29 protein-coding genes are annotated in these 26832 nt (G+C 72.7%); 15 read left to right on the top strand and 14 right to left on the bottom strand.

The annotated features are described in order from the left end of the window. The first annotated feature begins 90 nt into the window (after positions 1 to 90). The 5 genes from fabG to IE273_RS24595 all read left to right on the top strand — a co-directional run bounded on the left by fabG (position 91) and on the right by IE273_RS24595 (position 4886). On the top strand, positions 91 to 852 hold the full coding sequence (gene fabG / locus IE273_RS24615; RefSeq protein WP_014671373.1) for a 3-oxoacyl-ACP reductase FabG: 762 nt from the start codon (positions 91 to 93) through the stop codon (positions 850 to 852). A 21-nt stretch (positions 853 to 873) separates the two neighbouring features. After that, positions 874 to 1635: an SDR family oxidoreductase gene (locus IE273_RS24610; RefSeq protein WP_189817346.1), complete on the top strand. Its 762-nt coding sequence runs from the start codon at positions 874 to 876 to the stop codon at positions 1633 to 1635. 193 nt (positions 1636 to 1828) lie between these two features. After that, on the top strand, positions 1829 to 3406 hold the full coding sequence (locus IE273_RS24605) for an ABC transporter substrate-binding protein (protein ID WP_189817345.1): 1578 nt from the start codon (positions 1829 to 1831) through the stop codon (positions 3404 to 3406). A gap of 119 nt (positions 3407 to 3525) precedes the next feature. Next, positions 3526 to 4209 (top strand): uracil-DNA glycosylase, encoded by a 684-nt coding sequence (gene ung / locus IE273_RS24600; protein WP_189817344.1) that lies wholly within the window; start codon positions 3526 to 3528, stop codon positions 4207 to 4209. Between the two features lie 164 nt (positions 4210 to 4373). Continuing rightward, a complete protein-coding gene (locus IE273_RS24595) occupies positions 4374 to 4886 on the top strand; it encodes a hypothetical protein (RefSeq protein ID WP_189817343.1) in 513 nt (170 codons plus the stop codon). A 190-nt stretch (positions 4887 to 5076) separates the two neighbouring features. On the opposite strand, the gene IE273_RS24590 is transcribed toward IE273_RS24595, so the two are convergent. Then, positions 5077 to 5535, bottom strand: a complete 459-nt coding sequence (locus tag IE273_RS24590; protein WP_189817342.1) for a hypothetical protein — start codon at positions 5533 to 5535, stop codon at positions 5077 to 5079. A gap of 239 nt (positions 5536 to 5774) precedes the next feature. Here IE273_RS24590 and IE273_RS24585 point away from each other — a divergent pair, with 239 nt between their 5' ends. Beyond that, a complete protein-coding gene (locus IE273_RS24585; protein WP_189817341.1) occupies positions 5775 to 6686 on the top strand; it encodes a Gfo/Idh/MocA family protein in 912 nt (303 codons plus the stop codon). On the opposite strand, the gene lnt is transcribed toward IE273_RS24585, so the two are convergent. After that, positions 6604 to 8178: an apolipoprotein N-acyltransferase gene (gene lnt / locus IE273_RS24580; protein ID WP_189817340.1), complete on the bottom strand. Its 1575-nt coding sequence runs from the start codon at positions 8176 to 8178 to the stop codon at positions 6604 to 6606. The genes IE273_RS24585 and lnt overlap by 83 nt on opposite strands. 163 nt (positions 8179 to 8341) lie before the next feature. After that, positions 8342 to 8806, bottom strand: coding sequence for a nuclear transport factor 2 family protein (locus IE273_RS24575; RefSeq protein ID WP_189817339.1), 465 nt, complete (start codon positions 8804 to 8806; stop codon positions 8342 to 8344). Positions 8807 to 8901: 95 nt separating this feature from the next. On the opposite strand from IE273_RS24575, the gene IE273_RS24570 reads away from it, so the two are divergent. Next, positions 8902 to 9522 carry a DUF4291 domain-containing protein gene (locus IE273_RS24570; RefSeq protein ID WP_189817338.1) on the top strand — a complete coding sequence of 207 codons (621 nt, stop codon included), beginning with the start codon at positions 8902 to 8904 and terminating at the stop codon, positions 9520 to 9522. 55 nt (positions 9523 to 9577) lie between these two features. Here IE273_RS24570 and IE273_RS24565 read toward each other — a convergent pair whose 3' ends face one another. From IE273_RS24565 to IE273_RS24555, 3 genes are all read right to left on the bottom strand, one after another. After that, positions 9578 to 9757, bottom strand: coding sequence for a hypothetical protein (locus tag IE273_RS24565; RefSeq protein ID WP_189817337.1), 180 nt, complete (start codon positions 9755 to 9757; stop codon positions 9578 to 9580). 195 nt (positions 9758 to 9952) lie between these two features. Continuing rightward, positions 9953 to 10828, bottom strand: coding sequence for an undecaprenyl-diphosphate phosphatase (locus IE273_RS24560; protein ID WP_189817336.1), 876 nt, complete (start codon positions 10826 to 10828; stop codon positions 9953 to 9955). A 96-nt stretch (positions 10829 to 10924) separates the two neighbouring features. After that, positions 10925 to 11395: a winged helix-turn-helix transcriptional regulator gene (locus tag IE273_RS24555; protein WP_189817335.1), complete on the bottom strand. Its 471-nt coding sequence runs from the start codon at positions 11393 to 11395 to the stop codon at positions 10925 to 10927. 106 nt (positions 11396 to 11501) lie between these two features. Here IE273_RS24555 and IE273_RS24550 point away from each other — a divergent pair, with 106 nt between their 5' ends. Then, positions 11502 to 12671, top strand: a complete 1170-nt coding sequence (locus tag IE273_RS24550; RefSeq protein ID WP_189817334.1) for a thiolase family protein — start codon at positions 11502 to 11504, stop codon at positions 12669 to 12671. Between the two features lie 561 nt (positions 12672 to 13232). Here the strand turns inward: IE273_RS24550 and IE273_RS24545 are convergent. Both IE273_RS24545 and IE273_RS24540 read right to left on the bottom strand, forming a co-directional pair. Continuing rightward, positions 13233 to 14000, bottom strand: coding sequence for a TVP38/TMEM64 family protein (locus tag IE273_RS24545; RefSeq protein WP_189817333.1), 768 nt, complete (start codon positions 13998 to 14000; stop codon positions 13233 to 13235). A 172-nt stretch (positions 14001 to 14172) separates the two neighbouring features. Beyond that, entirely contained in the window at positions 14173 to 15324 is a 1152-nt protein-coding gene (locus IE273_RS24540; protein ID WP_058083752.1) for a glutathione-independent formaldehyde dehydrogenase, read from the bottom strand. Positions 15325 to 15694: 370 nt separating this feature from the next. Here IE273_RS24540 and tuf point away from each other — a divergent pair, with 370 nt between their 5' ends. Beyond that, the gene (gene tuf, locus IE273_RS24535) at positions 15695 to 16864 is read left to right on the top strand and encodes an elongation factor Tu (RefSeq protein ID WP_189817332.1); all 1170 of its coding nucleotides are present in this window, start codon (positions 15695 to 15697) and stop codon (positions 16862 to 16864) included. A 33-nt stretch (positions 16865 to 16897) separates the two neighbouring features. Further along, positions 16898 to 17743: a spermidine synthase gene (locus tag IE273_RS24530; RefSeq protein WP_189817331.1), complete on the top strand. Its 846-nt coding sequence runs from the start codon at positions 16898 to 16900 to the stop codon at positions 17741 to 17743. Here IE273_RS24530 and IE273_RS24525 read toward each other — a convergent pair. After that, on the bottom strand, positions 17705 to 19003 hold the full coding sequence (locus IE273_RS24525) for an MFS transporter (protein WP_189817330.1): 1299 nt from the start codon (positions 19001 to 19003) through the stop codon (positions 17705 to 17707). The genes IE273_RS24530 and IE273_RS24525 overlap by 39 nt on opposite strands. 80 nt (positions 19004 to 19083) lie before the next feature. Further along, positions 19084 to 20145 (bottom strand): DUF8017 domain-containing protein, encoded by a 1062-nt coding sequence (locus tag IE273_RS24520; RefSeq protein WP_189817329.1) that lies wholly within the window; start codon positions 20143 to 20145, stop codon positions 19084 to 19086. Positions 20146 to 20197: 52 nt separating this feature from the next. Here IE273_RS24520 and IE273_RS24515 point away from each other — a divergent pair, with 52 nt between their 5' ends. Continuing rightward, positions 20198 to 20668, top strand: a complete 471-nt coding sequence (locus IE273_RS24515; RefSeq protein ID WP_229887471.1) for a DUF4442 domain-containing protein — start codon at positions 20198 to 20200, stop codon at positions 20666 to 20668. Between the two features lie 121 nt (positions 20669 to 20789). Here IE273_RS24515 and IE273_RS24510 read toward each other — a convergent pair whose 3' ends face one another. Both IE273_RS24510 and IE273_RS24505 read right to left on the bottom strand, forming a co-directional pair. Then, positions 20790 to 21218, bottom strand: a complete 429-nt coding sequence (locus IE273_RS24510) for a VOC family protein (protein WP_189817328.1) — start codon at positions 21216 to 21218, stop codon at positions 20790 to 20792. Positions 21219 to 21286: 68 nt separating this feature from the next. Next, positions 21287 to 22348 carry a lysylphosphatidylglycerol synthase transmembrane domain-containing protein gene (locus IE273_RS24505; protein WP_189817327.1) on the bottom strand — a complete coding sequence of 354 codons (1062 nt, stop codon included), beginning with the start codon at positions 22346 to 22348 and terminating at the stop codon, positions 21287 to 21289. Positions 22349 to 22598: 250 nt separating this feature from the next. Here IE273_RS24505 and IE273_RS24500 point away from each other — a divergent pair, with 250 nt between their 5' ends. Further along, positions 22599 to 23243 carry a DedA family protein gene (locus tag IE273_RS24500; protein WP_189817326.1) on the top strand — a complete coding sequence of 215 codons (645 nt, stop codon included), beginning with the start codon at positions 22599 to 22601 and terminating at the stop codon, positions 23241 to 23243. Positions 23244 to 23273: 30 nt separating this feature from the next. On the opposite strand, the gene IE273_RS24495 is transcribed toward IE273_RS24500, so the two are convergent. Next, positions 23274 to 23801, bottom strand: a complete 528-nt coding sequence (locus IE273_RS24495; protein ID WP_189817325.1) for a gamma carbonic anhydrase family protein — start codon at positions 23799 to 23801, stop codon at positions 23274 to 23276. Positions 23802 to 23910: 109 nt separating this feature from the next. Between IE273_RS24495 and IE273_RS44735 the strand changes: the two genes are divergently transcribed. Next, positions 23911 to 24675 (top strand): acyltransferase, encoded by a 765-nt coding sequence (locus IE273_RS44735; protein ID WP_189817324.1) that lies wholly within the window; start codon positions 23911 to 23913, stop codon positions 24673 to 24675. A gap of 11 nt (positions 24676 to 24686) precedes the next feature. Here the strand turns inward: IE273_RS44735 and IE273_RS24485 are convergent, their stop codons facing one another. Beyond that, on the bottom strand, positions 24687 to 25544 hold the full coding sequence (locus tag IE273_RS24485; protein ID WP_189817323.1) for a DMT family transporter: 858 nt from the start codon (positions 25542 to 25544) through the stop codon (positions 24687 to 24689). Between the two features lie 109 nt (positions 25545 to 25653). On the opposite strand from IE273_RS24485, the gene IE273_RS24480 reads away from it, so the two are divergent. Together IE273_RS24480 and IE273_RS24475 are read left to right on the top strand one after the other, a co-directional pair. After that, positions 25654 to 26226, top strand: a complete 573-nt coding sequence (locus tag IE273_RS24480; RefSeq protein WP_189817322.1) for a helix-turn-helix domain-containing protein — start codon at positions 25654 to 25656, stop codon at positions 26224 to 26226. Positions 26227 to 26258: 32 nt separating this feature from the next. Further along, positions 26259 to 26816: a YbaK/EbsC family protein gene (locus IE273_RS24475; RefSeq protein ID WP_189817321.1), complete on the top strand. Its 558-nt coding sequence runs from the start codon at positions 26259 to 26261 to the stop codon at positions 26814 to 26816. The last annotated feature ends 16 nt before the right edge of the window (positions 26817 to 26832 follow it).

The raw sequence follows: 26832 nt of genomic DNA, 5'->3' as shown, positions 1-26832 counted from the left end.
GGTGCTGAAGGTACTAAGCGGTCGCTCACCGCACCAGGGGGTCCTCTCCGAGGGCCCGACAGGTTCTCTCAAGGGCGAGGAGACACAGCAATGTCCACCACTGAACAGCGGGTCGCGGTCGTCACCGGCGCGGCGCGCGGCATCGGCGCCGCCACCGCCGTACGACTGGCGGCCGAGGGCCGCGCGGTCGCCGTGATCGACCTGGACGAGGCCGCCTGCAAGGACACCGTCGAGAAGATCACCGCGGCCGGCGGCAAGGCCATCGCGGTCGGCGCGGACGTCTCCGACGAGGCGCAGGTCGAGGCGGCCGTCGCCCGGATCGTGGAGGAGCTGGGCGCCCCGACCATCCTGGTGAACAACGCGGGCGTGCTGCGCGACAACCTGCTGTTCAAGATGAGCGCCTCCGACTGGGACACGGTCATGAACGTGCACCTGCGCGGCTCGTTCCTGATGACCAAGGCCGTCCAGAAGCACATGGTCGACGCCGGCTGGGGCCGCGTCGTCAACCTCTCCTCCTCCTCGGCGCTCGGCAACCGCGGCCAGGTCAACTACTCGGCCGCCAAGGCGGGTCTCCAGGGCTTCACCAAGACCCTCGCCATCGAGCTGGGCAAGTTCGGCATCACCGCCAACGCCGTCGCCCCCGGCTTCATCGCCACCGAGATGACCAAGGCCACCGCCGACCGGGTCGGCATGGGCTTCGAGGACTTCAAGAAGGCCGCCGCCACCCAGATCCCGGTGCAGCGCGTCGGTGAGCCCGAGGACATCGCCAACGCCATCGCGTTCTTCACCGGCGAGGCGGCCGGCTTCGTCTCCGGCCAGGTGCTGTACGTCGCCGGCGGACCGCTCAACTAAGGATCCAGGGGTAACACGGACATGACTGAACTCCCGGAGCTGTCCGGCAGGGTCGCGATCGTCACCGGCGCCAGCCGCGGCATCGGCTACGGCGTCGCCGAGGCGCTGATCGCGCGCGGCGACCGCGTGTGCATCACCGGCCGGGGCGAGGACGCCCTGAAGGAAGCCGTCGAGAAGCTCGGCGCCGAGCGGGTCATCGGCGTCGCCGGCAAGGCCCATGACCTCGACCACCAGAGCGAGGTCGTCGAACGCGCCATGGAGGCCTTCGGCCGGGTCGACTTCCTCGTCAACAACGCGGGCACCAACCCGGTGTTCGGCCCGATGGCGGACCTCGACCTGAACGTCGCCCGCAAGGTCTTCGAGACCAACGTGATCTCCGCGCTCGGCTTCGCCCAGAAGACCTGGCACGCCTGGCAGAAGGACAACGGCGGCGCGATCGTCAACATCGCCTCCATCGCGGGCCTCGCGCCCTCGCCCTTCATCGGCGCCTACGGCGTCAGCAAGGCCGCGATGATCAACCTGACCCAGCAGCTCGCGCACGAGTTCGCGCCCAAGGTGCGGGTCAACGCGATCGCCCCGGGCGTCGTCAAGACCAAGTTCGCCCAGGCCCTGTACGAGAACCGCGAGGAGGAGGCCGCGGCGGCCTACCCGCTCGGCCGGCTCGGAGTGCCCTCCGACATCGGCGGGGCCGCCGCGTTCCTCACCTCCGAGCAGTCCGACTGGATCACCGGTCAGACCCTCGTCGTGGACGGCGGCATCTTCCTCAACGCCGGCGTGGGCTGAGCCGCGCATCTCTTCCGGGCGTCGATTTTCGGACGGATCGGCGCCCGGAAGGCCGTCCAGAGTCCGCACAGCGGAATGACAACGTCGTCACCGCTCGGTCGATCAAGACGGTCTGAATTCGGGCAGGTTCAGGCTCCCGGACGCTGCGGTATGGTCTGCCGACCCTTGGTACGGCGGATCGAGGAGCGTGCGCGTGTTCAACCGGAGCCGATGCCCGCGGAGAGTCGCGGTGATCGCGTCCCTTTCGCTGGTGGCCGGATGCAGTCTGCTGTCCGACGGCGACCCCGACAGCCAGGGGCCGATCGTCGTGGGTACCACCAGCGCCCCCAGCACCCTGGACCCGGCCGGTGCCTGGGACGGTTCCTGGGAGCTGTACCGGAACATCTTCCAGACGCTCCTCGCCTACCCGAACGGTGCCACCACCCCCCAGCCCGACGCCGCCGAGAGCTGCTCCTTCACCGACTCCACGAGCCGCACCTACCGCTGCGAGCTGCGCGCCGGCCTGAAGTTCGCCGACGGCGACCCGCTGACCGCCGAGGCCGTCCGGCACTCCATCGAGCGCATCCGCACCATCGACGCCCCCGGTGGCCCCGCCGGGCTGCTCGGCAGCCTGGACAACGTCCGGACCAGCGGCGACCGCGAGATCGTCTTCCACCTCAACCGGTCCGACGCCACCTTCCCGTTCGTGCTGGCCACCCCCGCCATGTCGATCGTCGACCCGGACGACTACCCCGCCGACTCCCTGCGCGAGGACACCACGGTCCACGGCTCGGGCCCGTACAAGCTCCGGTCCTACGAGGAGGGCGGCAAGGCCGTCCTGGTGCGCAACGACACCTACCAGGGCTTCGCCGAGCGGCAGAACGACGCGGTGACCATCCGGTACTTCAAGGACTCCGCCGGCATGGTCAAGGCGCTGCGGGACAAGCAGATCGACGTCACCTACCGCGGCCTGGCCGCCGACGACATCCTCGCCCTCCAGGAGCACGCCGGCGAGGACCTGCAACTGGTCGACGGGGCCGGCACCGACATCAGCTACCTGGTGTTCAACCCCGAGGACCCCTGGGCCAAGCAGCCCGCCGTGCGCAAGGCCATCGCCCAGATCGTGGACCGGGGCGCCATCGCGCACAAGGTCTACAAGGACACGGTCGACCCGCTGTACTCGATGGTCCCCAAGGGCCTGACCGGCCACGCCACCCCGTTCTTCGACGACTACGGCGAACCGAGCGTCCCCAAGGCCCGCGAGATCCTCTCCGGCGCCGGCATCACCCGGCCCGTCCCGCTCACCCTCTGGTACACCACCGACCGCTACGGCTCCGAGACGGCCCTGATGTTCCGGGAGCTGAAGCGGCAACTGGACGGCTCCGGCCTGTTCAGCATCACCCTCAGGAGCCGCCCGTGGAAGAGCTACGTGGTCGGCTACCAGAAGGGCGAGTACCCGGTGTTCGGACGCGGCTGGTTCCCGGACTTCCCCGACGCCGACAACTTCATCGCCCCGTTCGTCGGCGAGCACAACGCGCTCGGTACGCCCTACCCGGCCAAGGAGATCACCGACCGGCTGCTGCCCCACGCGCGCGCGGAGAGCGACCGCGCCCAGACCGTCAAGGACGTGGAGGCGGCCCAGCGGATCATGGTGGACGACGCCCGGCTGATCCCGCTGTGGCAGGGCCGGCAGTTCCTCGCGGCCAGCGTCGACATCTCCGGCGGCGAGCAGGCCCTGGACCCCTCGACGATCATGATGATGTGGACGCTGCACCGCAAGACCAGCTGGTGAGCCCGGCTGCCGGGCTCGGCGGACGGTCCTCGCGGCACCGGTTGTCAGTGGTCGCCTGTAGGTTCGAAGACCTGAAGTGACCGCACGCCGTAGTTGATCGACATCGTGAGGACGTTGACGTGACCGACATCGCCATGCTGCCCGAGTCCTGGCGCGGGGTTCTGGGCGACGAGCTACAGCAGCCCTACTTCAAGGAGCTGACCGAGTTCGTCGAGGAGGAGCGGGCGAGGGGTCCCGTCTACCCGCCGCGCGAGGAGGTCTTCGCCGCGCTGGACGCCACGCCGTACGAGCGGGTGAAGGTCCTGGTCCTGGGCCAGGACCCGTACCACGGCGAGGGCCAGGGCCACGGCCTGTGCTTCTCGGTCCGCCCCGGCGTGAAGACCCCGCCCTCCCTGCGGAACATCTACAAGGAGATGCAGGAGGAGCTGGGCCTGCCCGTCCCGGACAACGGCTATCTGATGCCGTGGGCCCGGCAGGGCGTGCTGCTGCTCAACGCGGTCCTCACGGTCCGGGCCGGCGAGGCCAACTCGCACAAGGGCAAGGGCTGGGAGAAGTTCACGGACGCGGTGATCCGCGCGGTGGCCTCCCGGCCCGACCCGGCCGTCTTCGTCCTGTGGGGCAACTACGCGCAGAAGAAGCTCCCGCTGATCGACGAGACCCGGCACGTGGTGGTCAAGGGCGCGCACCCCTCACCGCTGTCCGCGAAGAAGTTCTTCGGCTCCCGCCCGTTCACGCAGACCAACGAGGCGATCGCCGCGCAGGGGCACGAGCCGATCGACTGGCGCATCCCGAACCTGGGCTGACGGCGGCCGGGGGCCCGGGGGAGCGGCCCGCGCGGGCGCGACCCGCCACCACGGGCCCGCGGTCGACCACCGGCCGTCGGCACGACGGCGCCGCCTGTCCGGGAATCCGGTGCGCGACGGTTAGCGTCAGCAGCGGACCATTGCCGACGGCCCGGAGGGACCCCGTGGCGGAGCGACAGGAACAGGCGGCGCCGGACGCCGTGCTGACGCGGATCGGACAGGTCGTGATGCTGCACCACGGAGGCGACCGCGAGGAGGCCCGCAGCCGCTTCCTGGAGCTGTGGGCGGAGGTCGGCGAGGAGGGCGACCCGCTGCACCGCTGCACCCTGGCCCACTACTTGGCCGACACCCAGGACGACCCGGCGGACGAACTCGCCTGGGACCTGCGGGCGCTGTCGGCGGCGGAGGAGGTCGCCGACGGCCGCGTGGGCGCCGACCCGTCGAGCGTGCGGGGCTTCTTCCCCTCCCTGCACCTCAACCTGGCCGCCGACTACGCCAAGCTGGGCCGCGCCGAGGCCGCCCGCAGCCAGCTGCGCCGGGCCCGCAGCGCCGCCCGGTGCCTCGCCGACGACGGCTACGGCGCGGGTGTCCGGTCCGAGATCAGCCGTCTGGCCCTGCGGCTGGGGGAGGACGGCACGCCGGGCGAAGAGGGCTGGAGACCGCCGCGCCAGGGCTAGGCCCTGTCGTCGAACTCCCGTCTGCCGTGCGACGCCATGCACGTTCCCCCACTGCCTCAACGGCGTGGGAGGTGCCCCCACTCGCCGCACCGGGCACGCACCTGACGCCGCGCGGCCCGCCCTCCGGGGGACGACGGGAGTGTGACGACAAGGCCCAGGGCCGGTGAGTTCACCGCCTTCAGGGCGACGGTCAGTGGTCGTACGCCTGCGCGCAGATCCGGGCTTGGGGGCTGTCCTTCCGCCAGCCGCCGTACGCCCTGCCCAGGGCGCAGACATCCGGAGGGCGGGTCACCGCCGGGGGTGGGAGGGGCATGGGGGTGTGCGGCCGGCGGGAGGGGGCCGGGAGCGGGGGCCCGGGCGGGGCCGCTGGGCGGTGGGTGACCTCGGGTGCGGCCGGGGCCCGGTGCCGGGCGGGCGGTCCGGAGCGCTCCGGGCGCCCGGACGGGCCCGTCCTCTCCAGCGCCTCGCGGGCCGGTGCCTGCACCACCCGGGGCTCCGCGCTGCCGTTCGGCCGGGTCGCCGTCGGCCGCGAGGGCGCGCTGCCCGGCGGCGACCCCGTCGGCGCCGCGTCCCGCACCGTCACACAGCCGGAGAGGGCCGAGACGGCCACGGTGACCAGAAGCGCTGCGGTGGTCGTCGTTCGATGCACCCGCGCAACTCTGCTGGGCCGGCGGCCGGTTCGGCACCGGGGAAGCCGGATCCGATGCCCGTACGGGTGACCGCATGCCCCCCGTCGAGGGACGCGCCGTACCGGAGCTGACGTTCAGCCACCGCCGGCGCCGTACCGAACACGGTCGCTCCTCCCTCGGGGCATCGCCGGCATCGCCGCCCGGTGGCCCCCGTATGCTTCCGGCAGGAATCACGCGGGCAAGCCGTAGGGGAGAGCACGTGAAGGTCGGCTGCATCGGACTCGGGGACATCGCGCAGAAGGCGTATCTGCCGGTGCTCGGCACGCAGCCGGGGGTCGACCTGCACCTGCACACCCGCACGCCCGCCACCCTGGACCGGGTCGGCGACAGCCTGCACCTGCCCCGGGAGCAGCGGCACACCACCCTCGACTCCCTGCTCGCCGCCGGCCTCGACGCGGCCTTCGTGCACGCGCCCACCACCGTCCACCCCGAGGTGGTCACCCGGCTGCTGGAGGCCGGCGTGCCGACGTACGTGGACAAGCCCCTCGCCTACGAACTCGCCGACTCCGAGCGGCTGGTCGCCCTCGCCGAGCGGCGGGGCGTCTCGCTGGTCGTCGGCTTCAACCGCCGGTACGCCCCCGGGTACGCCCAGTGCCTGGACCACCCGCGCGAGCTGATCCTCATGCAGAAGAACCGGGTCGGGCTGCCCGAGGAACCGCGCTCGATGATCCTGGACGACTTCATCCATGTCGTCGACACCCTGCGGTTCCTGGTGCCGGGCCCGGTCGACGACGTCACCGTGCGCGCCCGTGCCGAGGGCGGGCTGCTGCACCACGTCGTGCTCCAGCTCGGCGGCGACGGCTTCACCGCGCTCGGCGTGATGAACCGGCTCAGCGGCTCCACCGAGGAGATCCTGGAGGTGTCCGGACAGGACACCAAGCGCCAGGTGGTCAACCTCGCCGAGGTGATCGACCACAAGGGGCAGCCGACCGTGCGCCGGCGCGGCGACTGGGTGCCGGTGGCCCGCCAGCGCGGCATCGAGCAGGCGGCCCTCGCGTTCCTCGACGCCGTGCGGGCCGGGAAGCTGCTCAGCGCCAGGGACGCGCTGGCGACTCACGAACTGTGCGAGCGGGTGGTCCGAGCGGTTCAGGACCGCTGCGGCGCAGCCTGAGCGCCCGCGCCCCCTCGGTCACGCACAGCGTGGCCAGCACCAGCAGCGCCCCGTGCACCGGCCAGTCGCCGTAGCGGACGTACGGCGTGACGCCGTGCGCGAGCGGTACGTCGTACACGCGCGCGGCGCTCGCGTCGGTGGTGAGCCACGGGCCGAGGCGCTGCCCGGCCGGGCCGTACACCGCCGAGACGCCCGTGAGGGTGGCGTGCACCATCGGGCGGCCGGTCTCCGCGGCACGCAGTGCGGCCAGCGAGGCGTGCTGCTCGGGCGCCCAGCTGTGCTGGAAGGACGAGGTGGACGACTGGCCGAGGAGGACGTCCGCACCGTCCTCGGCGAGGTGCCGGCTCATGTCCGGGAACGCGGTCTCGAAGCAGATCAGCGGGCCGATCCGCAGCCCGTGCCCGACGTTCATCACGGTCTGTTCGGTGCCGCGGTGCCGGTCCTCGCCGGCCGCCCGGCCCACCGAGGTGGCCCAGCCGAGCAGCGAACGGGCCGGTATGTACTCGCCGAACGGGACCAGACGCATCTTGTCGTAGCGGTCGCCGGTCGGGCCGTCCGGGCCGACCAGCACCGAACTCTTGTAGATGCCGGGCCGGTCGGAGCGCCGGGCGTCCACGTTCACCAGCACGTCGGCGCCGGTCTCGCGGGACAGCGCGGCGAGCCGCCGGGACAGGTCGGGGCGGTCGTCCAGGTCGAAGCCGACGCTGGACTCGCCCCACACCACCAGGTCGGCGCCCTGCCCGGCGAGCCGCCGGGTCAGCCGCTCCTCCTGGTCGAACCGCTTGTCGCCGCTGTCCTGCCCGGCCACGATCCCCGGCTGCACGACGGCGATCCGCACCCGCCCGTCGACGTCCGGGCGCGGCGCCCAGGCCCACGCGACCGAGGCCACGGCGGCCGTGGCGACCAGCGAGGCCACGGCCGGCACCCGCGACGCGCGGACGGCGAGCAGCACGGCCACGGCCACGTTGACGGCCACCACCAGGAAGCTGAGCAGCCAGACCCCGCCGACCGAGGCCAGCCGCAGCGCCGGGCCCACCTGCCACTGGCTGGCGCCGAGCATGCCCCACGGCCCGCCGAGCCCCTGCCAGGACCGGACCAGTTCCACCGCCAGCCAGGCCGACGGCAGCACCACCAGGGCGGCGGCACACCGGCCCGCCGACGGCACCCCGCCCAGGAACCGGCGCACCAGCCGGCCCCACGGCGCCCACAGCAGCCCCAGCAGGGCGGCGATCAGGAAGATGAACACGTGCAGGCTCGGCAGCAGCCAGTGGTGGACGGCTATGAGGAATCCGATGCCGCCCCACCAGCCGTCGTACGCGGCCCGCCGTCCGGTCGGCGCGGAGCGGGCGAGCAGGATCCACGGCACCAGCGCGACGTACGCGAACCACCACAGCGAGGGAGCCGGGAACGAGAGCACCGGCAGGGCACCGGCGAGGGCGGCGGCGGCCGAGCGGCGCCAGGGGGAGGTCAGCCAGCGGTTGATCGTCCTCATAGGGAGCCTCCCTACCCAGCGATAGGTCCAGTGTGCGCGGTGAGCGGGAGGCCGTGTGTCTTCCGGCCAGGGCGGGCGGTCGTACGGCGTACGCGGGCATGCGGGGCGCGCTGCCGAGCCGCGGGTCGGCAGCGCGCCCCGCGCCGCTCAGGGGCTCCCGGCGTTACGGGGCGCCCGGCCCGCGGCGCCACTTCTCGTGTACGACGACCTCGCTCAGGCGCCAGCCCTCGGCGGTGCGCAAGAGCCCGAAGTCGTAACGGCCGCCGCACACCAGGTCCGGGGCGGCGGAGCCGTCGGGGCCGGTGAAGCGCATGGGGTTGAGGTAGTCGGCGCGGACACGGGCGGTGTCGCCGGTGTCCTGGTCCAGGACGCCGAAGCGGACCTGCCGGTTGACGATCAGGTGCTGGCGGACGGCGAACAGGGTCAGGCTCCCGGCCAGCCAGGCGGCGACCCGGCCGGCGTCGCCCTCGATACCGCCCGCCGAGCGGTAGTCGGCGCGTCCGTCCGCCGTGAACAGCCCTCGGTACCCCGGCCAGTCGCCGTCGTCCACCGCCACCGCGTACGCGGTGACCAGGTCGTCCACGGCCAGGCGGTCCCTCACGGTCGCGAACTCCGCACGCTGCGTCATCGGCACAGTGTTGGGCACGGCGGGCGCGGAGCCAAGAGGTGTGCGGGGTGAATATTCGGTGGTGCGGGGCGGGCCGCTCGGCCGAACCTGTCCCGGTGAACGAACAGGACGAACAACTCGCAGGCACCGAGCCCAGGTTCCGCGTCCGCGCCCGGCACACGGAGACCACGGTCACCGTCTACCAGGCCTACCGCCCGGGGATCGGCCGTGTCGCCGCCCGCACCGGACGCTTTCCGTCCGCCTGGAAGCGGGACCGGATGACGTGGATCAAGCCGTCGTTCCTGTGGATGATGTACCGCTGCGGCTGGGGCACCAAGGAGAACCAGGAGACCGTCCTGGCCGTCGAGATCCGCCGGGACGGCTTCGAGTGGGCCCTGCGCCACGCCTGCCTGTCCCACTACGTGCCCGCGCTCCACGCGGACCAGGCCGCCTGGAAGGCGGAGTTGGCGCGCTGCCCGGCCCGGGTGCAGTGGGACCCGGAGCGCGATCTGCGCTTCGACCCGCTGCCGTACCGGTCGTTGCAGCTTGGCCTCGCCGGGGAGGCGGCGGCCCGGTACGCGGACGAGTGGATCGTCGGCATCGAGGACGTCACACCGCTGGCCGCGGAGATCCACGGGCTGGTGCGGGCGGGGGAACCGGAGCGGGCGAAGGGGCTGCTGCCGAAGGAGCGGCCGTATCCGGTGGCCGATGAGGTGCTGGCGCACCTGCGGGCGTAGGACGGCGGCGGGATGCCCGCGGGGCGGGGTGCCGGACGGGGTGCGCCGGGCCGGGTCAGGCCGCCTCGATGACCTGACCGCGGATCGCCTCGGCCCACTCGATCACCAACAGCTCGTACTCCGCGCGCTCCTGGGCCGACAGGATGCCGCCCGCACGCAGCCACAGCGCCCGGATCTGCTCGTTCACCTCGGCAGCAGAGCGCACGGAACCAGGGGGCGGGGATTCGGGGGACATGCCGACCAGCCTAGGGGCAAGGTCTGACCGTGCGCTACCGCGCGGCTACGCAGAAGGTATGGGGTTGGTCACCAACGCCGCCCGGTCATCCGTCCGTGGCCGCGAACAGCCCGGCGCCCGCGGGGCGTTGCCCAGGTCCTGGGCGGGCCGCCGCGGGCGCGAAGATGTCCGAAACAGAGGTGGTGGCGCGGGCCGTCAGCCCGCCGACTCCGCCGCGTGGGGGCTCAGCACGCCGGCCCCGACCAAGGCGATGATCGCCACGCCGAGGGCGATGCGGTACCAGACGAACGGCATGAAGCTCTTGTTGGAGATCCACTTCATGAACCACGCGATGACCGCGTATCCCGAGACGAACGCGATCACCGTCGCGAACAGGGTGGGCGGCCAGTCCACGTGGCCCTCGCCCAGCGAGTCCTTCACCTCGAAGGCGCCGGAGGCGAGGACGGCCGGGATGGCGAGCAGGAAGGAGTAGCGGGCCGCGGCCTCGCGCCGGTAGCCCATGAACAGGCCGCCGCTGATGGTCGCGCCGGAGCGGGAGACGCCGGGGATGAGGGCGCAGGCCTGGCAGAGGCCGAAGATCAGGCCGTCCTTGACGCCGAGGTTCTCCAGGGTCTTGCGCTGCTTGGGCGCCCGGTGCCGGCCGCCGGTCTCGTCGCGGGCCGCCATCCGGTCGGCGATGCCGATGACCACGCCGATGACGATGAGCATGGTGGCGGTGATCCGCAGGTCGCGGAACGGCCCCTCGATCTGGTCCTTCAGTGTCACGCCCAGCACCCCGATCGGGATGGAGCCGACGATCACCAGCCAGCCCATCTGCGCGTCGTGGTTGTGCCGCATCGTCTTGTCGAACAGCGAGCGGAACCAGGACGAGATGATCCGGCCGATGTCCTTGCGGAAGTAGATGAGGACCGCGGCCTCCGTGCCGATCTGCGTGATGGCCGTGAAGGCCGCCCCCGGATCCTTCCAGCCCGAGAACGCCGCGGTCAGCCGCAGGTGCGCGCTGGAGGAGACGGGCAGGAACTCGGTCAGCCCCTGGACGAGTCCGAGGACGAGGGATTCAAACCAAGACATGGAGGTATGGCGTCCAAGCGCTGAGGGGAGAAGAGGTGATCATGTGACGGAGGAAGCGTAGCGGGCCCCGCCGACAGCGCGGCGGCGAGGTCCCTCCTATGCGGCCGACGGCCCGGTGACGGTCCAGCCCGGGGTCTGCGGACGGGCCGTCAGGTCCTCGTGACGCACGGGATCGCCGCAGGCCTGGCACGTGACCACCGGCACCAGTTCCTCGCCGCAGTGGTGCTCGACGACCATGGGCAGGTCGACGCCCTTGCGCAGGTGCCGGTCGCCCCACTCCTTGAGCGTCATCAGGACGGGCTCCAGCTCCAGCCCGGCCTGCGTGGGCCGGTACTCGAAGCGCTGGGGGCGTTCGCTGTAGAGGCGCTTGGTGAGGATGCCGGCCTCGACGAGGCGGCGCAGCCGGGTGGACAGGATGTCGCGCGGGGCGCCGATGTTGCGCACGAGCTGGTCGAAGCGGCCGTTGCCCAGGCAGACCTCCCGCAGGACGAGCAGGGAGTACTTCTCGCCGACGATCGCGAGGGCGTCGGCGATGGAGCAGGGGCGCGAATCCTTCGTGGCGGCCATGGACCCCAGTCTAGAGGAGGGTTTGAATTTCCAACCCAAGGGGTTATGGTGAGTTCGCATTTCCTACTCACCGGTAGCTCGTCCGATCAAGCTGGAGGCCGGCGCCATGCGAGACGCGGTCATCGTCGAAGCCGTACGCACCCCCGTCGGCAAGGGCAAGCCGAACGGCTCCCTCGCCCACGTCCACCCCGTGCAACTCCTCGCCCACACCCTGCGCACCCTGGTCGAGCGCTCCGGCGTCGACCCGGCGTCGATCGACGACGTGATCGGCGGCACCGTCGACCAGGTCGGCGAGCAGGCCATGAACACCACCCGGTACGCGGTGCTCGCCGCCGGCCTCCCCGAGTCCGTCCCCGCGACCACCGTGGACCGCCAGTGCGGCTCCTCCCAGCAGGCCGTCCACTTCGCCGCGCAGGGCGTGATCTCGGGCGCGTACGACCTCGTGGTCGCCTGCGGTGTGGAGTCGATGAGCCGGGTGCCCATGTGGTCCAACGTGCCCGCCGGCAAGGACCCGTTCGGGCCCGGTGTCGCCGAGCGCTACCCGGACGGCCTGGTGCCGCAGGGGATCAGCGCCGAACTCATCGCCGCCAAGTGGTCCCTCACACGCGCGCGGATCGACGAGTTCGCCGTCTCCTCGCACCACAAGGCCGCCGCCGCGTGGCGGACCGGGCTCTTCGACGCCGAGGTCGCCCCGCTCGACGGCGTCGCCCGCGACGAGTCCGTCCGCCCGGACAGCACGCCGGAGATCCTCGCCGGACTCAGGCCCGCCTACTACGACCCCGGCTTCGCCGAGCGCTTCCCGCAGATCGAGTGGAACGTCACCGCGGGCAACGCGAGCCCGATCAACGACGGCGCCTCCGCCGTCCTGATCACCTCCAGCGACACCGCGGCCCGGCTCGGCCTGCGCCCGCTGGCCCGCCTCCACAGCTTCGCCGTGACCGGCTCCGACCCGCTGCTCATGCTGACCGGGGTCATCCCGGCCACCGAGAAGGTGCTGCGCCGGGCCGGGCTGACGCTGGACGACATCGACCTGTTCGAGGTCAACGAGGCCTTCTCCAGCGTGGTGCTCGCCTGGCAGCAGGAGACCGGCGCCGACCTCGCCAAGGTCAACGTGCACGGCGGCGCCATCGCCCTCGGTCACCCCCTCGGCGCCAGCGGCACCCGCCTGACCACGACTCTGGTCCACGCGATGCGCGAACGCGGCGCTCGCTACGCCCTCCAGACCATGTGCGAGGCGGGCGGACTCGCCAACGCGATGATCCTGGAAGGCGTCTGAGCCGGGGCTCCGGCCGGGGGACCGGGCGGGCGCAGGGCGGCGCCGAGCGGTGTCCCGGCGCCGCCGGGCCGCCGGTCACCGGGCCATGATGCCGGTCACCGGGCCATGATGCCGGTCACCGGGCCATGACGCCGGTCACCGGGCCATGACCCGCCCGGCGGTGACCGGCTCGTCGACGAGCGGAGTCACGGGGTCGAACACGGCGGGGGCCGCCTGCCCCGCCGGTCGGGCCGGGGACGCTCCGAGGACGCAGACCGCGACAAGGGGGCGGTCACGGGGGAGCGGGTCGCGTGGGACGCCGACCGTGCCGCCTCGGTGGCGTCCTGGCGCGCGCCGTCCAGGCGGAGGTCCTCACGGTGCCACAGGGCCGCCGGTGGTCACCCAGGGCCGCCACCAGTTCGGCCGGCGCCCCGTGCGGTGCCTCGGCCCTCGCTCGGCGCGGGCGGCCCGCTCACGCCGGGACCGGGGCAGTGCGGTGAACGCGCCGCCGAGCGGCGTGCCGGCCACGGCGATGACGCCGGACCACAGGAGAGGCCCTCTCCGGCGGACGGGCGACCGCGCTCACCGGCCGCGCAGCTGGTGGCGTTTGCGCCAGGCCACCACCGTGCCCGCCAGCGCCGGTACGGCGATGCAGGCCATCGCGATCAGGAAGGCGGGAGAGGTCGGCGCCGAGGCGCGGGCGCCGGCGACGGCGTAGGCGGCGGTGTTCGGGACCGAGCCGAGACCGGTGGCCAGCAGGAAGGGCAGCCACCCCATGCGGGAGACGGCCGCGCAGTAGTTCGCCGCCCAGAACGGCACCCCCGGGAAGAGCCGCAGGGCCAGCATGGACCGGAGCCCGTGCCGGCTGAGCTGCCCGTCGGCCGCGCGCAGCCAGCGCCCCCGCAGCAGCGGGCGCAGCGCGTCCTGCCCGAGCAGCCGGCCCAGCCCGAAGGCCACCCCGGCCCCGAGCACCGTGCCCGTCAGTGCCGTCGCCAGCCCCACCTGCGAGCCGAACAGCGCGCCCGCGGCCAGGTTCAGCAAGGGGCGCGGCACGAACGCCACGGTGCACAGTCCGTACGCCGCCGCGAAGACGACGGCCGCCGCGGCCCCGCCGAGCTGTGGCGGCCAGCCGTGCGTCAGCAGCCGCTGCGGCTCGAAGAGCAGCACGCACGCGGCGGCACCCACGAGCAGGGCGACCAGCAGCGACAGCCGTGCGTACGGGGACAGCAGTACGCGGGTGCAGCGGGCGGCCAACCCCGCGGGGCGCAGGGGGAGATCGGGGGCGACGAGCTCCTGGGCGGCGGCCCGGGGAGAGGCCGTGGCGGTGCCAGAGCGGTTGGCATCGAGCATCCGTCGACAGTAACCGACGAAGGTGTGTGATCGCCGTCAGCCGGGTCCCGTGACCGTCACGGCACGGCACCGGCGTCCCCCGGGGCCGGTGGACGGGAAGGCGAACGAGAAGGGGTCCAGGCGTCCGTGACGCCTGGACCCGTGCCTCACGCGGCGAGCCGGACCGCGTGCCTCATGCGGCCAGGGCGTGACCAGGGTGCAGGACCACCTTGGTGTAGCCCTCGATCCGCTTGTCGAACTTCTCGTACGCCTGCGGCGCCTGGTCCAGCGGCAGCTCGTGGGAGACCACGAAGCTGGGCTTGGCCCGCCCGGCGATGATCATGTCGCGCAGCTGGCGGTTGTACCGCTTGACGTTGCACTGACCGGTGCCCATCTGCTGGCCCTTCTCGAACATCCGGCCGATGGAGACCAGCAGCTGGCCGTGCTTGGCGTGCTCGTCGGGACCGCCGGGGTCCGAGGGCACGTACAGACCCGGTACGCCGAGCATGCCCGTCGGCCGTACCGTCTCGACCAACTCGTTGAGGACGATGGCGGGTTCCTCGTGGCTGGCGTCGTGGCTCTGGGCCTGGTAGCCGACGGCGTCGACGCCCTTGTCGGTGCCCTCACCTCCGGTCTGTTCCTTGATCTGCTCCGCCGGGTCGCCCTTGGTGAAGTCGATGGGGATGGCTCCCATCTCCTCCGCCTTGGCCAGCCGCTCGGGCACCCGGTCGACGGAGAAGACCTTCGCCGCGCCGCGCAGCAGTGCCGAGTAGGCGGCCATCAGGCCCACCGGTCCGGCGCCGTAGACGGCCACGGACTCACCGGGGGACACCTGGGCGAGTTCGCAACCGTGATAGCCGGTCGGGAAGATGTCGGCGAGCAGCACGAAGTCCGTCTCGAACTCCTCGCCCGGAGGCAGCTTCAGGCAGTTGAAGTCGGCGTACGGTACCCGCAGCCGCTCGGCCTGGCCGCCGATGAACGGCCCCATCGCCACATAGCCGTAGGCCCCGCCGGCGAATCCAGGGTTGACCGTCAGACAGAACCCGGTCTTTCCGACGAGACAGTTCTTGCAGAATCCGCAGGCGACGTTGAACGGCATCACGACGCGGTCGCCCTGGGACAGGGAGGTCACGCCGTCGCCGACCTCCTCGATGATGCCCAGGTTCTCGTGTCCGAAGACGATGCCCGCCTGGGCCGCCGTGCGTCCCTCGTACATGTGCAGGTCCGAGCCGCATATGGCGGTCGACGTGACCCGTACGAGGACATCGTTGGGGTGCTGGATCTGAGGGTCCTGGACCTCCTTCACCGTCACGCTGAAAGGCTCTTCGTAGACGACGGCTTTCACGTCTGTCACCTCCGCGTCGAGCGTCACCCCCTCTTCCAGGGAACGCCCCTCCGGAAGGGGTCGCAAGCCACGTCGAGAACGATCGATGTATCGGGCATCTAAGCCGCGGACGTGAACGAATCCGAAAACCATTCGACGCCGGACGCGGCCGTCGGCGATGATCGACGGCATGTTCCGGTACGCCTTCCTCGTCGCAGCGTCCGCCGTCGCGGATGCTCCGAAGGCTGCCGTCCCGCACCTCGTGGCCGCCGTCGACGGCGCCCGAAGCTGACCCTCTCCGGATCGTCCGGCGGACCCCGCAGGGGGAGGGTCGGCCGGTTCCCGGGGTCCGGTGTCTTCTGTCACGGCTGAGAGGCTTCGAGGTACAGCCATGTCCAAAACGGCCTACGTGCGCACCAAGCCGCACCTGAACATCGGCACCATGGGTCACGTCGACCACGGCAAGACCACCCTGACCGCCGCCATCACCAAGGTCCTCGCCGAGCGCGGCACCGGCACCTTCGTACCGTTCGACCGCATCGACCGCGCCCCGGAGGAGGCCGCCCGCGGCATCACCATCAACATCGCCCACGTCGAGTACGAGACCGACACCCGGCACTACGCCCACGTCGACATGCCGGGCCACGCCGACTACGTCAAGAACATGGTCACCGGCGCCGCCCAGCTCGACGGTGCCGTCCTGGTCGTCTCCGCGCTCGACGGGATCATGCCGCAGACCGCCGAACACGTCCTGCTCGCCCGGCAGGTCGGCGTCGACCACATCGTGGTCGCGCTGAACAAGGCCGACGCGGGGGACGAGGAGCTGACCGACCTGGTCGAACTGGAGGTCCGCGACCTGCTCACCACCCAGGGGTACCCGGGCGACGCCGTCCCCGTCGTCCGCGTCTCCGGGCTGAGGGCGCTGGAGGGCGACCCGCGCTGGACGGCGTCCATCGAGGCGCTGCTCGACGCGGTGGACACCTACGTGCCGGTGCCGGAGCGGTATCTGGACGCGCCCTTCCTGCTGCCGGTCGAGAACGTGCTGACCATCACCGGGCGGGGCACGGTCGTGACCGGCGCCATGGAGCGCGGGACCCTCCGGCTGGGCGACCGGGTGACGGTGCTGGGCGCGGACACCGACACCGTGGTCACCGGGATCGAGACCTTCGGCAAGCCGATGGAGGAGGCGCAGGCCGGTGACAACGTGGCGCTGCTGCTGCGCGGGGTGCCCCGGGACGCCGTCCGGCGCGGACACGTGGTCGCGGCGCCGGGCAGTGTGGTGCCGAGCCGGCGGTTCACGGCGCGGGTGTACGTGCTGTCCGCGCGCGAGGGGGGTCGTACGACGCCGGTCGTCAGCGGCTACCGGCCGCAGTTCTACATCAGGACGGCGGACGTCGTGGGCTCCGTGGACCTCGGTGAGGTGGCCGTCGCCCGGCCCGGGGACACGGTCGGGATGAGCGTCGAGCTGGGACGGGAGGTTCCGTTGGAGCCGGGGCTCGGCTTCGCGATCCGTGAGGGCGGGCGGACCGTGGGAGCGGGGACCGTCGTCGCCGTGGGGTGAAGGGACGGGGACGCGGACACCGACAATGGAGAAGTGAACGCATCGATACCCGTCACCCGCACCACCGACCACGGCACCGCCAAGCTGATGCCCGACGTCGACCGTGAGCGGGCCTGGCTGCTCACGGTCGACGGGGCACCGCAGTCGTACGTCGACCTCGACGAACCGGAATACCTGGAGTTCGAGTACGCGCGGCGGCTGGGGTACGTCCTGGACGCCGTCGCCGCGGCCGGGCGGGCGGTGGACGCGGTGCACCTGGGCGGGGGCGCGCTCACGCTGCCGAGGTACCTCGCAGCCACCCGCCCCGGTTCCCGGCAGGACGTCGTCGAGGCCGACCGGGGACTGCTGGAGCTGGTCACCGAGCGGCTGCCGCTGCCGGACGGCTCGGGCATCGCGCTGCACGCCGCCGATGCCCGGGCCTGGCTGGAGGGCGCGCCGGACGACCACGCCGATGTGCTGGTCGCCGACGTGTTCGGCGGGTCCCGGGTGCCGGCGCACCTGACCACGCTCGCCTACGTCCGTGAGGCCGAGCGGGTGCTGCGGCCCGACGGGGTGTATCTGGCCAACCTGGCGGACGCGGCGCCGTTCGCGTTCCTCCGGTCCCAACTGGCCACGCTGGCGACCGTGTTCGAGGAGCTGGCGCTGATCGCGGAGCCGGGCGTGCTGCGCGGCCGGCGGTTCGGGAACGCGGTGGTCGTGGCCTCGCACCGGCCGCTGGACATCGCCACGCCGGCCCGGCGCGCCGCGGCGGACGTCTTTCCGGCGCGGGTCGAACACGGGGCGGCCGTGCGGGAGTTCATCGGCGATGCGCGGCCGGTCGAGGACATCGACGCCGTACCGTCACCCGAGCCCCCCGACGGGGCGTTCGGCATCGGCTGACGGCGCCGGGGAGCCGGCGACCGGGTGCGTGCGGCGGGTGAGGTCGCGGACGTCCGGGACCAGCAGCACCAGGGCGGTGACCAGGACCACCAGGCCGGCACACCCCCACAGGGCGGCCGTGCGGCCGACGGCGGCCTCGGCCGGGCCGGCCAGGGCCGTGGCGAGCGGCATGAGGGAGACCGAGCCGAACCAGTCGTAGGCCGAGACCCGGGAGAGCTTGTCCTCGGGGATCTCCTGGTGCAGCGCGGTCATCCAGGAGACGCCGAACACCTCCACCGTCGTACCCGCGACGAACATCACCCCGTACAGCACGCCCGCCGGCACCGGCACGGCCAGCGCGGCCCCCGGCAAGGCCAGCGGGAAGACGCACAGCGTGCCGGCGAGCAGCAGACGGCGGGGCTTCCAGCGGGTCATCAGCAGGGCCCCGGCCACCGTGCCCGCGCCGAACGCGGCCAGGGCCAGGCCCCACGGGCCCGCGCCGCCCAGGCTGTCCCGGGCGACGAGGGGACCGTAGACCGCGTCGGCCGCGCCGACCACCGCGTTGGCGATCGAGAACTGCACGACGATGGCCCACAGCCAGGGCCGGCCGGTGAACTCCCGCCAGCCCTCGCGGAGATCGGCCAGCATGCCCCCGCCCGGCGCCCGCGGCGGGATGTGGCTGACGTCGAGGAAGGAGCGCAGCGCGGCGGCGACGGCGAAGGCCGCCGCGTCGAGGGCGAGCACCCAGCCGGGGCCGACGGCCGCGACCAGGGCGCCGCCCAGTGCCGCGCCGCCGAGGGCCGCGCCCTGGGTGGCCATGCGGAAGACGGCGAACGCCCGGCCCGCCTGTTCGCCCTCCACGGAGGACATCAGCATGCCCTCCGCGGCGGGGCCGAAGAACGCCTGGCCGGTGCCGCCGAGCGCGGTGAGCAGCATCATCTGCCACAGTCGGGGCTCACCGGCGAGGACGAGGGCCGCGAACGCCGCCTGGGAGAGGCAGTTGAGCGTGTTGGCGGCGACCATCACCCGGTGCCGGGGGAGCCGGTCCGCGACCGCGCCGCCGATGAGCAGGAAGACCACCAGCGGCAGGGTGCGGGAGGCGGCCACCAGGCCGACGTCCCCGCCGTCGCCGCCCGACTCCAGAACGGCGAACGCGGCGGCGATCAGCGAGCCGTTCGCACCGAGGCTCGTCACGATGGCCGCCGCGGTCAGCAGCGAGTAGTTGCGCCCCGCCCAGGCGGGTCCACGGGGGCGGACGGGGGAGTTGGAGGTCTGGGTCACCGGCCGACTATCCCCGCCCGGCTTCCGGCGTGCCAAGTGGTTTCGCGGACGTCGTGGGCGGGTGGCGGACCCCGTGGTGGTCAGTCCACGATCGGGTCGCCGTGCAGCCGCACCGTGCTGAGGATCTTGTTCATCGTCGCGTCGGGCACTTCGTCCTCGACGCCCTTCGCGCCGTAGAACGTCCACGAGACGAAGCTGCCCGTGGAGTTCTTGAAGGCGAAGGTGGTGGCCTTGCCGTCGGTGTCGCACTTGTTCTTCTTCGGCACGCCGAGGACGTACGACGTCGCGACGCTGCCCTTCACACCCGAGGTCGTGGTGAAGGGCTTCGCCTTGCCGATCCGCAGGTACTTCTTGGCGGCCTCCGACTGGTCGGTGTAGCCGCCGAAGGCGAAGGTGGCCGAGTCGCCGCGGGCGATGCTCGCGGTGTCCTTGGCGCCGTTCTCGCCCTTCGTGCCGCCGGCCGCGAGCGCGTGCGACTCCTTGGTGCCGCTGTCGTCGGAGGTGCAGTAGTCCGGCTTCAGGAACGTGGAGCCGGAGAAGCCGATGTACGCGGAGCCGTCGCCCTTCGTCTCGTCCTCGAAGAAGGAGAAGACGCCGGGCCGCTCGACCTCCCAGTCGGCGGGCACGTCGAAGGCCGTGCCGTACTTGGGGTTGACCACGACCTTCCAGCCCGCCACGGTCGGCTTCTCGGTCTCGTTGCCGCGCGGGTCGCCGGTCGCGGACGCCGTGGGCGAGGCGGGCTCGGTGGCCGTCGGCGACGGGCTCGTGTGCTGTCCGCCCTTGCCGTCGTCCGCCTCGTCGTCCTTCGAACCGCCCAGCACCAGATAGCCGGTCACGGCGGCGGTGACGACGACCGCCGTGGCCGCGACGATCGCGACGAGCTTGGTGCGACCGCCACCGCCGCCCTGCGGGGGCTGGGGCACGGGCGCGCCGGGGGGCTGCCCCGGCTGCCCCCACTGCGGCTGCTGTCCGTACGGGCCGCCCTGCGCCTGCTGACCGTAGGGGCCGGCCTGCGGGTACTGCTGGTAGCCGGGCTGCTGGTACGGGTTCGGCTGCTGGTAACCAGGCTGCTGATACGGGTTGTTCTGCTGGTTCTGCTGCGGGTTGGGCGCGCCCCCTGGCGGCTGCTGATCTGGCCACATGGCCAGTAACCCTAGTGGCTTCCCTGGTCAGGCTCGGCTACCCATGAGTAACATGACGGCCATGAGCGCAGACCAGATGTCGATCGGCGACATGCTCGCCGCCACCGTGCCCATGGCCCGGACCCTCAACCTGGAGTTCCTTCAGACCGCGCCCGACAAGGCCGTGGTCTCCCTGCCGGACCAGAGCGCCTACCACAACCACGTGGGCGGCCCGCACGCCGGCGCGATGTTCACCCTCGGGGAGTCGGCCAGCGGTGCCATCGTGCTGGCCGCCTTCGGGGACCAGCTCTCGCGCGCCGTGCCGCTCGCCGTGCGGGCCGACATTGCCTACAAGAAGCTGGCCATGGGCGTCGTCACCGCGACCGCGACGCTGGGCCGCCCGGCCGCCGAGGTCGTCGCCGAACTGGACGCCGGGCAGCGCCCCGAGTTCCCGGTGTCGGTCGAGATCCGGCGCGCGGACGGCGCCGTGACCGGCGAGATGACCGTCGTGTGGACCCTGCGCCCGACCGACCCGCGGAAGTGAGCACCGCGCCCCCGCGGAAGGCGGCGCGGTAGGCGCTGGGCGAGGTGCCCGGCGCCGCGCGGACGTGCTGCCGCGGACGGGCGCGGACCTCCGGGCAAGCGGGTCTCTGGGCAGGTGCCGCTCAGTCGAGACAGAACTCGTTGCCCTCGATGTCCCGCATGCCGATGCACGCGTCGGTGCCGTCGTACAGGAGTCGCTCGCGTACCGCGCCGAGCGCGACCAGTCGTGCGCATTCCGCCTCAAGCGCGGCCAGGCGCTCCTCACCCACGAGCCCGGTACCGACCCGCACGTCGAGATGCACCCGGTTCTTGACGACCTTGCCTTCGGGGACGCGCTGGAAGAACAGTCGCGGGCCCACGCCGGAGGGGTCACTGCACGCCCACCATGAACCCCGGTCCTCAGGTGGCCGCGAGCGATCGAAATCGTCCCACGTGGCGAACCCCGCCGGTGGCGGCGATACGACGTACCCCAACACCTCGCACCAGAAACGAGCGACGCGCTCGGGTTCCGCGCAGTCGAAGGTGACCTGGAACTGCTTGACCGATGACATCGGCGCACCATAGCAGGGGGCTGATCGGGGAGCGGTCGGAAATACCGACGGTAACTCTCAAGGCCGGTTCACAACACCTTCGCCCGGATCAGCGCCGACAGCACCAACGCCCCGGGCAGCAGCGGCACCCAGTCCGACAGCGCCCGGTACCCGATCACCGTGGCCGTCGCCACCGCAGGTCCCGCGCCGAACGTGACCAGCGTCCACACCAGCGCCGCGTCGACCGCCAGCCCGCCCGGCGCCGGCACCGCCCCGACGGCCGTGCCCGCCGCCAGATGGGCGAGCACCACCTGCTCCCACGGCAGTCCCAGCCCGAGCGAGGCCCCGACACAGGCGAGCGTGCCCGCCTGCACCAGCGGCATCGCGACCGCCCCGCCCCACAGGGCGAGCACCCGGCGGGGCCGGGAGTGCACCGCGCGCGCGTCGGCCAGGGCCGAGCGCAGCAGCCCGGTCACCGGCCGCCGTAACGGCCGTACGACCGTCAGCAGCACCCCCGCCACCGCGACCGCCCCGCCCGCGACGGCCGCGAGCGGCACCAGCAGCCGGCCGTCCGGGACCAGGTCCCCGAGGCGCCGCCAGGCCGGGGACACCGCCAGGAAGACCAGCAGGACCAGCGTCTTCGCCGTGGACCTGGCCAGCGAGTACAGCCCGATCGACGCGGTCGCCCGCTCCAGCGGCACCCCCCGCCCGCGCAGGAAGCGCAGGGTGACCGCGTGGGCACCGAGCCCGGCGGGGAGCGCGTGATTGGCGGCGCCGGCCGCGAACTGCGAGGCCAGCAGCAGCCCCGGCGGCAGCCGGTCGGGCAGGGCACCCTGCCGGGCACAGGAGGCGGCCACCCAGGTCAGACAGGTGAAACCGGCTCCGGCCAGCAGCCACCCCGGGTCGGCCGCGACCAGCCGCCGTACCCCCTCGTACACCACGGGCCGGTTGGCCACGGCCCAGCCGGCGGCGAGCAGCAGGGGAGCCAGGCACAGGGCCAGCCGTACCGGCCGGGCGGACATGCGGGACGCCGGCCGGGCCGTGGCCGTGGTCCCGGGACACGCCCCGGTGGCCGACGGGGCCGGTGCGGCGCACTCGGGGCGGGCGGCCGTGTCCGGGGGCAGCGAGCCGGACGGGGACAGTGAGGGCACGGGGACGTCGTCCTTCCGCGGCGGGCCCCCACGGGGGCCTGGGGGGAGGCGGGCCGGGCGGAACCGCGGAGAGCCTTCCCCTCCCGCGTGACACCGGGATGGCCGGAAACGTAAGGGGCGGGGGCGGGACGGTGCCGCGGGCCGGGCGCGGGCGAGCGGCCGTTCACCGCCGACCAGGTAGCCTTCCCTTGGGGCGCGCTTTACATGCGGTGACCCGACGGGCAGGGACAGCGACAGGGGAGGACCGGCGGTGCACGTCCAGGAATGGCTCGACTCGGTGCCGGCGGTCGCCGTCTACGCCGCGGTGGCTCTGGTGATCGGTCTGGAGAGCCTGGGCATCCCGCTGCCGGGGGAGATCATCCTGGTCTCGGCGGCGCTGCTCTCCTCCCAGCACTCGGGTGTCAACCCGGTCGTCCTCGGTGCCTGCGCGACCGCGGGCGCGGTGATCGGCGACTCCATCGGCTACGCCATCGGCCGCAAGGGCGGACGCCCGCTGCTGGCGTGGCTCGGGAGGAAGTTCCCACGCCACTTCAGCGCGGGCCATGTGGCCACCGCCGAGCGGTCCTTCGAGAAGTGGGGCATGTGGGCGGTCTTCTTCGGCCGCTTCGTCGCCCTGCTGCGCATCTTCGCCGGCCCCCTCGCGGGCGTCCTGCACATGCCGTACTGGAAGTTCCTCATCGCCAACGTCCTCGGCGGCATCTGCTGGGCCGGCGGCACGACGGCCGTCATCTACTACGTGGGCATCGTCGCCGAGGACTGGCTGAAGCGCTTCTCGTACGTGGGCCTGGGAGTGGCGGTGCTGATCGGCCTGGCCTCCATGCTGATCCTCAGGCGCAAGGCGAAGAAGGCCCAGGCGGACCAGCGAGAAGCGGAACCGGTGGGCGCCGGGGAGTGAGGCCCCCGGCACCCGCCGCCGCGCACGCTCCTACTGGTGCACGTCCTTGTGCGCCTTGCCCAACTCCGCGTACAGGGTGCCGTTGAGGGTGACCCCCTCCCGCTCCTCCTCGGAGAGGGGCCGCTTCACCTTCGCCGGCACCCCCGCCACCAGCGAGCCGGCGGGCACCACCATCCCCTGCGGCACCAGCGCCTGGGCCGCGACCAGCGATCCCGCGCCGATCACCGCGCCGTTGAGCACGGTCGCCCCCATCCCGATGAGGCAGTCGTCCTCGACGGTCGCCCCGTGCACCACCGCGTTGTGCCCGATGGACACCCGCTCCCCGATGGTGACGGGGAACCCGGCATCGGAGTGCAGGGTGACGTTGTCCTGCACATTGGCCTGCGCCCCCACGGTGATCCTCTCGACGTCACCGCGCAGCACGGCCCCGTACCAGACACTGGCCTCCGGGTGCAGGACGACGTCCCCGATCACGGACGCCGTGGGCGCCACGAACGCCTCCGGATCGACCTGCGGCTCCTTGCCCCCGATACCCACGATCAGCGCCTTGTGCGTCATCACCGTCTCCTTGTGTCAGCGGTACACGGCACCGTACGGCACCCGGTGGGGCAAAGATCACAGCAGCCCGCCCTCTGCGCCGGAAGCGACCGGTGAGTAACGTGACCCCGTGCCGAAGCGCAAGAACACGTTCTCGTCCTGGCGACAGGGCCTCGCCCAGCGAGCCGTACACGCGGCCTGGTCCTGGATGCAGCGCACCGGGTCCGTCACGGCCGAGCGCCCCGCGGGCTTCCGTTTCGGCTCCATCGGCGAGGCCACCCGGCTGGCCTTCCCGCTCGGCACGGTCTTCGGCGAACCCTGGATCCGGCTCGGCTCGCACTGCATCATCGGCGAGCAGGTCACCCTCACCGCCGGCCTGATGCCCGATCTGGACCTCGGTCCGGAGCCGATCCTGCGCATCGGCGACGGCGTGGTCCTCGGCCGCGGCAGCCACGTCATCGCGGACACCACGGTCACCATCGGCAGCGACTGCTACTTCGGCCCGTACGTCTACGTCACCTCCACCAACCACTCCTACGACGACCCGCACGAGCCCATCGGCAGGCAGTGGCCGCGGATGGAGCCGGTCGAGATCGGCCCGGGCTGCTGGATCGGCACGGGCGCGGTGATCCTGCCGGGCGCGCGGATCGGCCGGAACGTGGTCGTGGCGGCCGGCGCGGTGGTGCGGGGCACGGTGCCCGACCACGCGGTGGTGGCGGGCGCGCCGGCCAGGGTCGTACGGCGCTGGACGCCCGACGAGGGCTGGCAGCCGCCGTTGCGGACCCCCGCGCCGGTGCCGATCCCGGACGGCATGACGCCGGGGCAGCTGCGGGCGCTCGCGGATCTGGACGAGGACGCGGTGGCCCGGCTCGCCGCGCTGGAGCCCGAGGGCTGACGCGGGCCGGGTCAGCCGGTCGCCAGCAGCAGTGTGCCCAGCAGGGCCAGGCCCGCTCCCGCCGCCTGGACCGCGCGCAGCCGCTCGCTGAGGAAGCCGCGCGCGGCCAGCGCGGTCACCACCGGATACAGCGAGGCGAGCACGGCCGCGACGGTGACCGGGCCGCTCCGGGCGGCGACGGCGTACGTGCCGTTGGCCGCCACGTCGGCGAGTCCGACGAAGGCCAGCGCGGGCAGCGAGGCCCAGGGGAAGCCGCCCTCCGGGAGGGCGGTGCCGCCGCGCCGGACCGAGACGGCGAGCGCGGCCCCGCCCACCGCGACATTGGTCAGCCGCTGCGCGAACAGGGCGAGGAACAGGCCCGTGACATTGGTCGCGGCCTCCGTGATCAGCGCGAACACCGTGCCGAAGCCGAGCGCCGCGACCAGCGTGAGCAGGATCGCGCGCCGCTGCACGGCCGCGCCCCGCAGTTGCGGGCCGCCGGCCAGGACGACGCCCGTGACGGCGACCGCGATGCCCGCGACCTGGAGCAGCCCCGGCCGCTCGCCTAGGGCGAGGCCGACCCCGAGGGGGACCGCGACGCTGAGGGTGGCGAGGGGGGAGACGACGCCCATCGGGCCGAGGGCGAGGGCCTGGTAGAAGGAGAGCAGGGCCACCGGTCCGACCAGGCCCGCCGCGAACGCGAACCACAGCCGGGGCTCGGCCTCGCCCCAGCCGCCCGTGGCGAGCACGATCGCGCCCAGGACGGCCGCCGCGATGGCCTGCGAGACCACCACGACCGTGAGCGCCGGGGTACGCCGGGTCAGCAGTCCGCCGCCGAAGTCGGCCAGCCCCCACAGCAGGCTGGTGGTCAGGGCGAAGAATGCTGTCACGGCCGGCCTCGCAGTACAGTGCGGTGAACGATCAGGTGCACCTCACCGTAATGCAGTTCACTGAACTGAATCATCAATTATATTGAACTTCCCGAATATTGGACCCTACGTGTCGGACCTCGACCTGCTGACCCAGTCCCTGGCGCGCAACGTCAAACGGTGGCGCACCGAACGCGGCTTCACCCTGGACACGCTCGCCGCCCGCGCGGGGGTCAGCCGCGGCATGCTCATCCAGATCGAGCAGGCCCGGACGAACCCCAGCATCGGAACCGTCGTCAAGATCGGTGACGCGCTCGGCGTCAGCGTCACCACGCTGCTCGACTACGAACAGGGACCCAAGGTCCGCATCGTCCCCGCCGAGCAGGCCGTACGGCTGTGGCACACCGAGGCCGGCAGCTACAACCGCCTGCTGGCGGGAACGGAGGCGCCCGGCCCGCTGGAGATGTGGGACTGGCGGCTGATGCCCGGCGAGCAGAGCCCGTCCGACCCGCATCCGGCGGGCACCGTGGAACTCGTCCACGTCACCGCCGGTGAACTGACCCTCACCGTCGACGGGGTGAAGCACCTGGTCCCGGCCGGGGCGAGCGCCACGTTCGAGGCGAGTACGCCGCACACGTACGGCAACGAGGGTGCGGAACCCATGGAGATGGTGATGGCCGTCTCGGTGCCGCCGGTGCGCTGAACCGTGCCGGAAGGGGCTGCTAGCGTGCGGCCATGCGCGCACCCATCGGAGACTTCGACACCGCTGTTCCGGCGCCGGACTGCCTGGACGAACTGACCGCCCCCGTCGCCGACGCCGTACGCGACTGGCAGGGCGCGGTCCCGGCCGACCGGATCCTGTACGTCGACACCGAGCCGCAGTGGGCCGACACGGCCGTCTTCGTGGAGCACTACGGCCGGGACCTGCTGGAGCGGTCGGCGAACTGTGTCGTCGTCGCGGGCAAGCGGGCCGGCGAGACCACGCTGGCCGCCTGTGTGGTGCTCTCCACCACCCGGGCCGACGTCAACGGGGTCGTTCGGCGCCAACTGGGCGCCCGCAAGGCCTCGTTCGCCTCGATGGAGACGGCGACCGGCGAGAGCGGCATGGAGTACGGCGGCATCACCCCGCTCGGCCTGCCCACGAGCTGGCCGGTCCTGCTGGACTCGGCCGTCGTCGACCTGCCCTACGTCCTGGTGGGCAGCGGTCGTCGTCGCGGCAAGCTCCTGGTCCCCGGCAAGGCCCTGGCCGAGCTGCCCGGCGCGGTGGTGCTGGACGGCCTGGGCATCGCCTGACCGCTCGGCCGGCCCG

The organism is Streptomyces olivaceoviridis, assembly GCF_014650115.1.
Classification (GTDB): Bacteria; Actinomycetota; Actinomycetes; order Streptomycetales; family Streptomycetaceae; genus Streptomyces; species Streptomyces olivaceoviridis.
The sequence above is the reverse complement of the archived record's forward strand: the minus strand, read 5'-3'. Positions and strand labels throughout refer to the sequence as shown.

Bases quoted from the DNA above. Each gene is read 5' to 3' on its own strand.
- IE273_RS24520 (WP_189817329.1), bottom strand. From the start codon at position 20,145: ATGTGGCCAGATCAGCAGCCGCCAGGGGGCGCGCCCAACCCGCAGCAG.
- tuf (WP_189817332.1), top strand. From the start codon at position 15,695: ATGTCCAAAACGGCCTACGTGCGCACCAAGCCGCACCTGAACATCGGC.
- IE273_RS24560 (WP_189817336.1), bottom strand. From the start codon at position 10,828: ATGTCTTGGTTTGAATCCCTCGTCCTCGGACTCGTCCAGGGGCTGACC.
- IE273_RS24510 (WP_189817328.1), bottom strand. From the start codon at position 21,218: ATGTCATCGGTCAAGCAGTTCCAGGTCACCTTCGACTGCGCGGAACCC.
- IE273_RS24610 (WP_189817346.1), top strand. From the start codon at position 874: ATGACTGAACTCCCGGAGCTGTCCGGCAGGGTCGCGATCGTCACCGGC.
- IE273_RS24550 (WP_189817334.1), top strand. From the start codon at position 11,502: ATGCGAGACGCGGTCATCGTCGAAGCCGTACGCACCCCCGTCGGCAAG.
- IE273_RS24515 (WP_229887471.1), top strand. From the start codon at position 20,198: ATGACGGCCATGAGCGCAGACCAGATGTCGATCGGCGACATGCTCGCC.
- IE273_RS24495 (WP_189817325.1), bottom strand. From the start codon at position 23,801: ATGACGCACAAGGCGCTGATCGTGGGTATCGGGGGCAAGGAGCCGCAG.
- IE273_RS24555 (WP_189817335.1), bottom strand. From the start codon at position 11,395: ATGGCCGCCACGAAGGATTCGCGCCCCTGCTCCATCGCCGACGCCCTC.
- lnt (WP_189817340.1), bottom strand. From the start codon at position 8,178: ATGAGGACGATCAACCGCTGGCTGACCTCCCCCTGGCGCCGCTCGGCC.
- fabG (WP_014671373.1), top strand. From the start codon at position 91: ATGTCCACCACTGAACAGCGGGTCGCGGTCGTCACCGGCGCGGCGCGC.
- IE273_RS24545 (WP_189817333.1), bottom strand. From the start codon at position 14,000: ATGCTCGATGCCAACCGCTCTGGCACCGCCACGGCCTCTCCCCGGGCC.
- IE273_RS24575 (WP_189817339.1), bottom strand. From the start codon at position 8,806: ATGACGCAGCGTGCGGAGTTCGCGACCGTGAGGGACCGCCTGGCCGTG.
- IE273_RS24565 (WP_189817337.1), bottom strand. From the start codon at position 9,757: ATGTCCCCCGAATCCCCGCCCCCTGGTTCCGTGCGCTCTGCTGCCGAG.
- IE273_RS24475 (WP_189817321.1), top strand. From the start codon at position 26,259: ATGCGCGCACCCATCGGAGACTTCGACACCGCTGTTCCGGCGCCGGAC.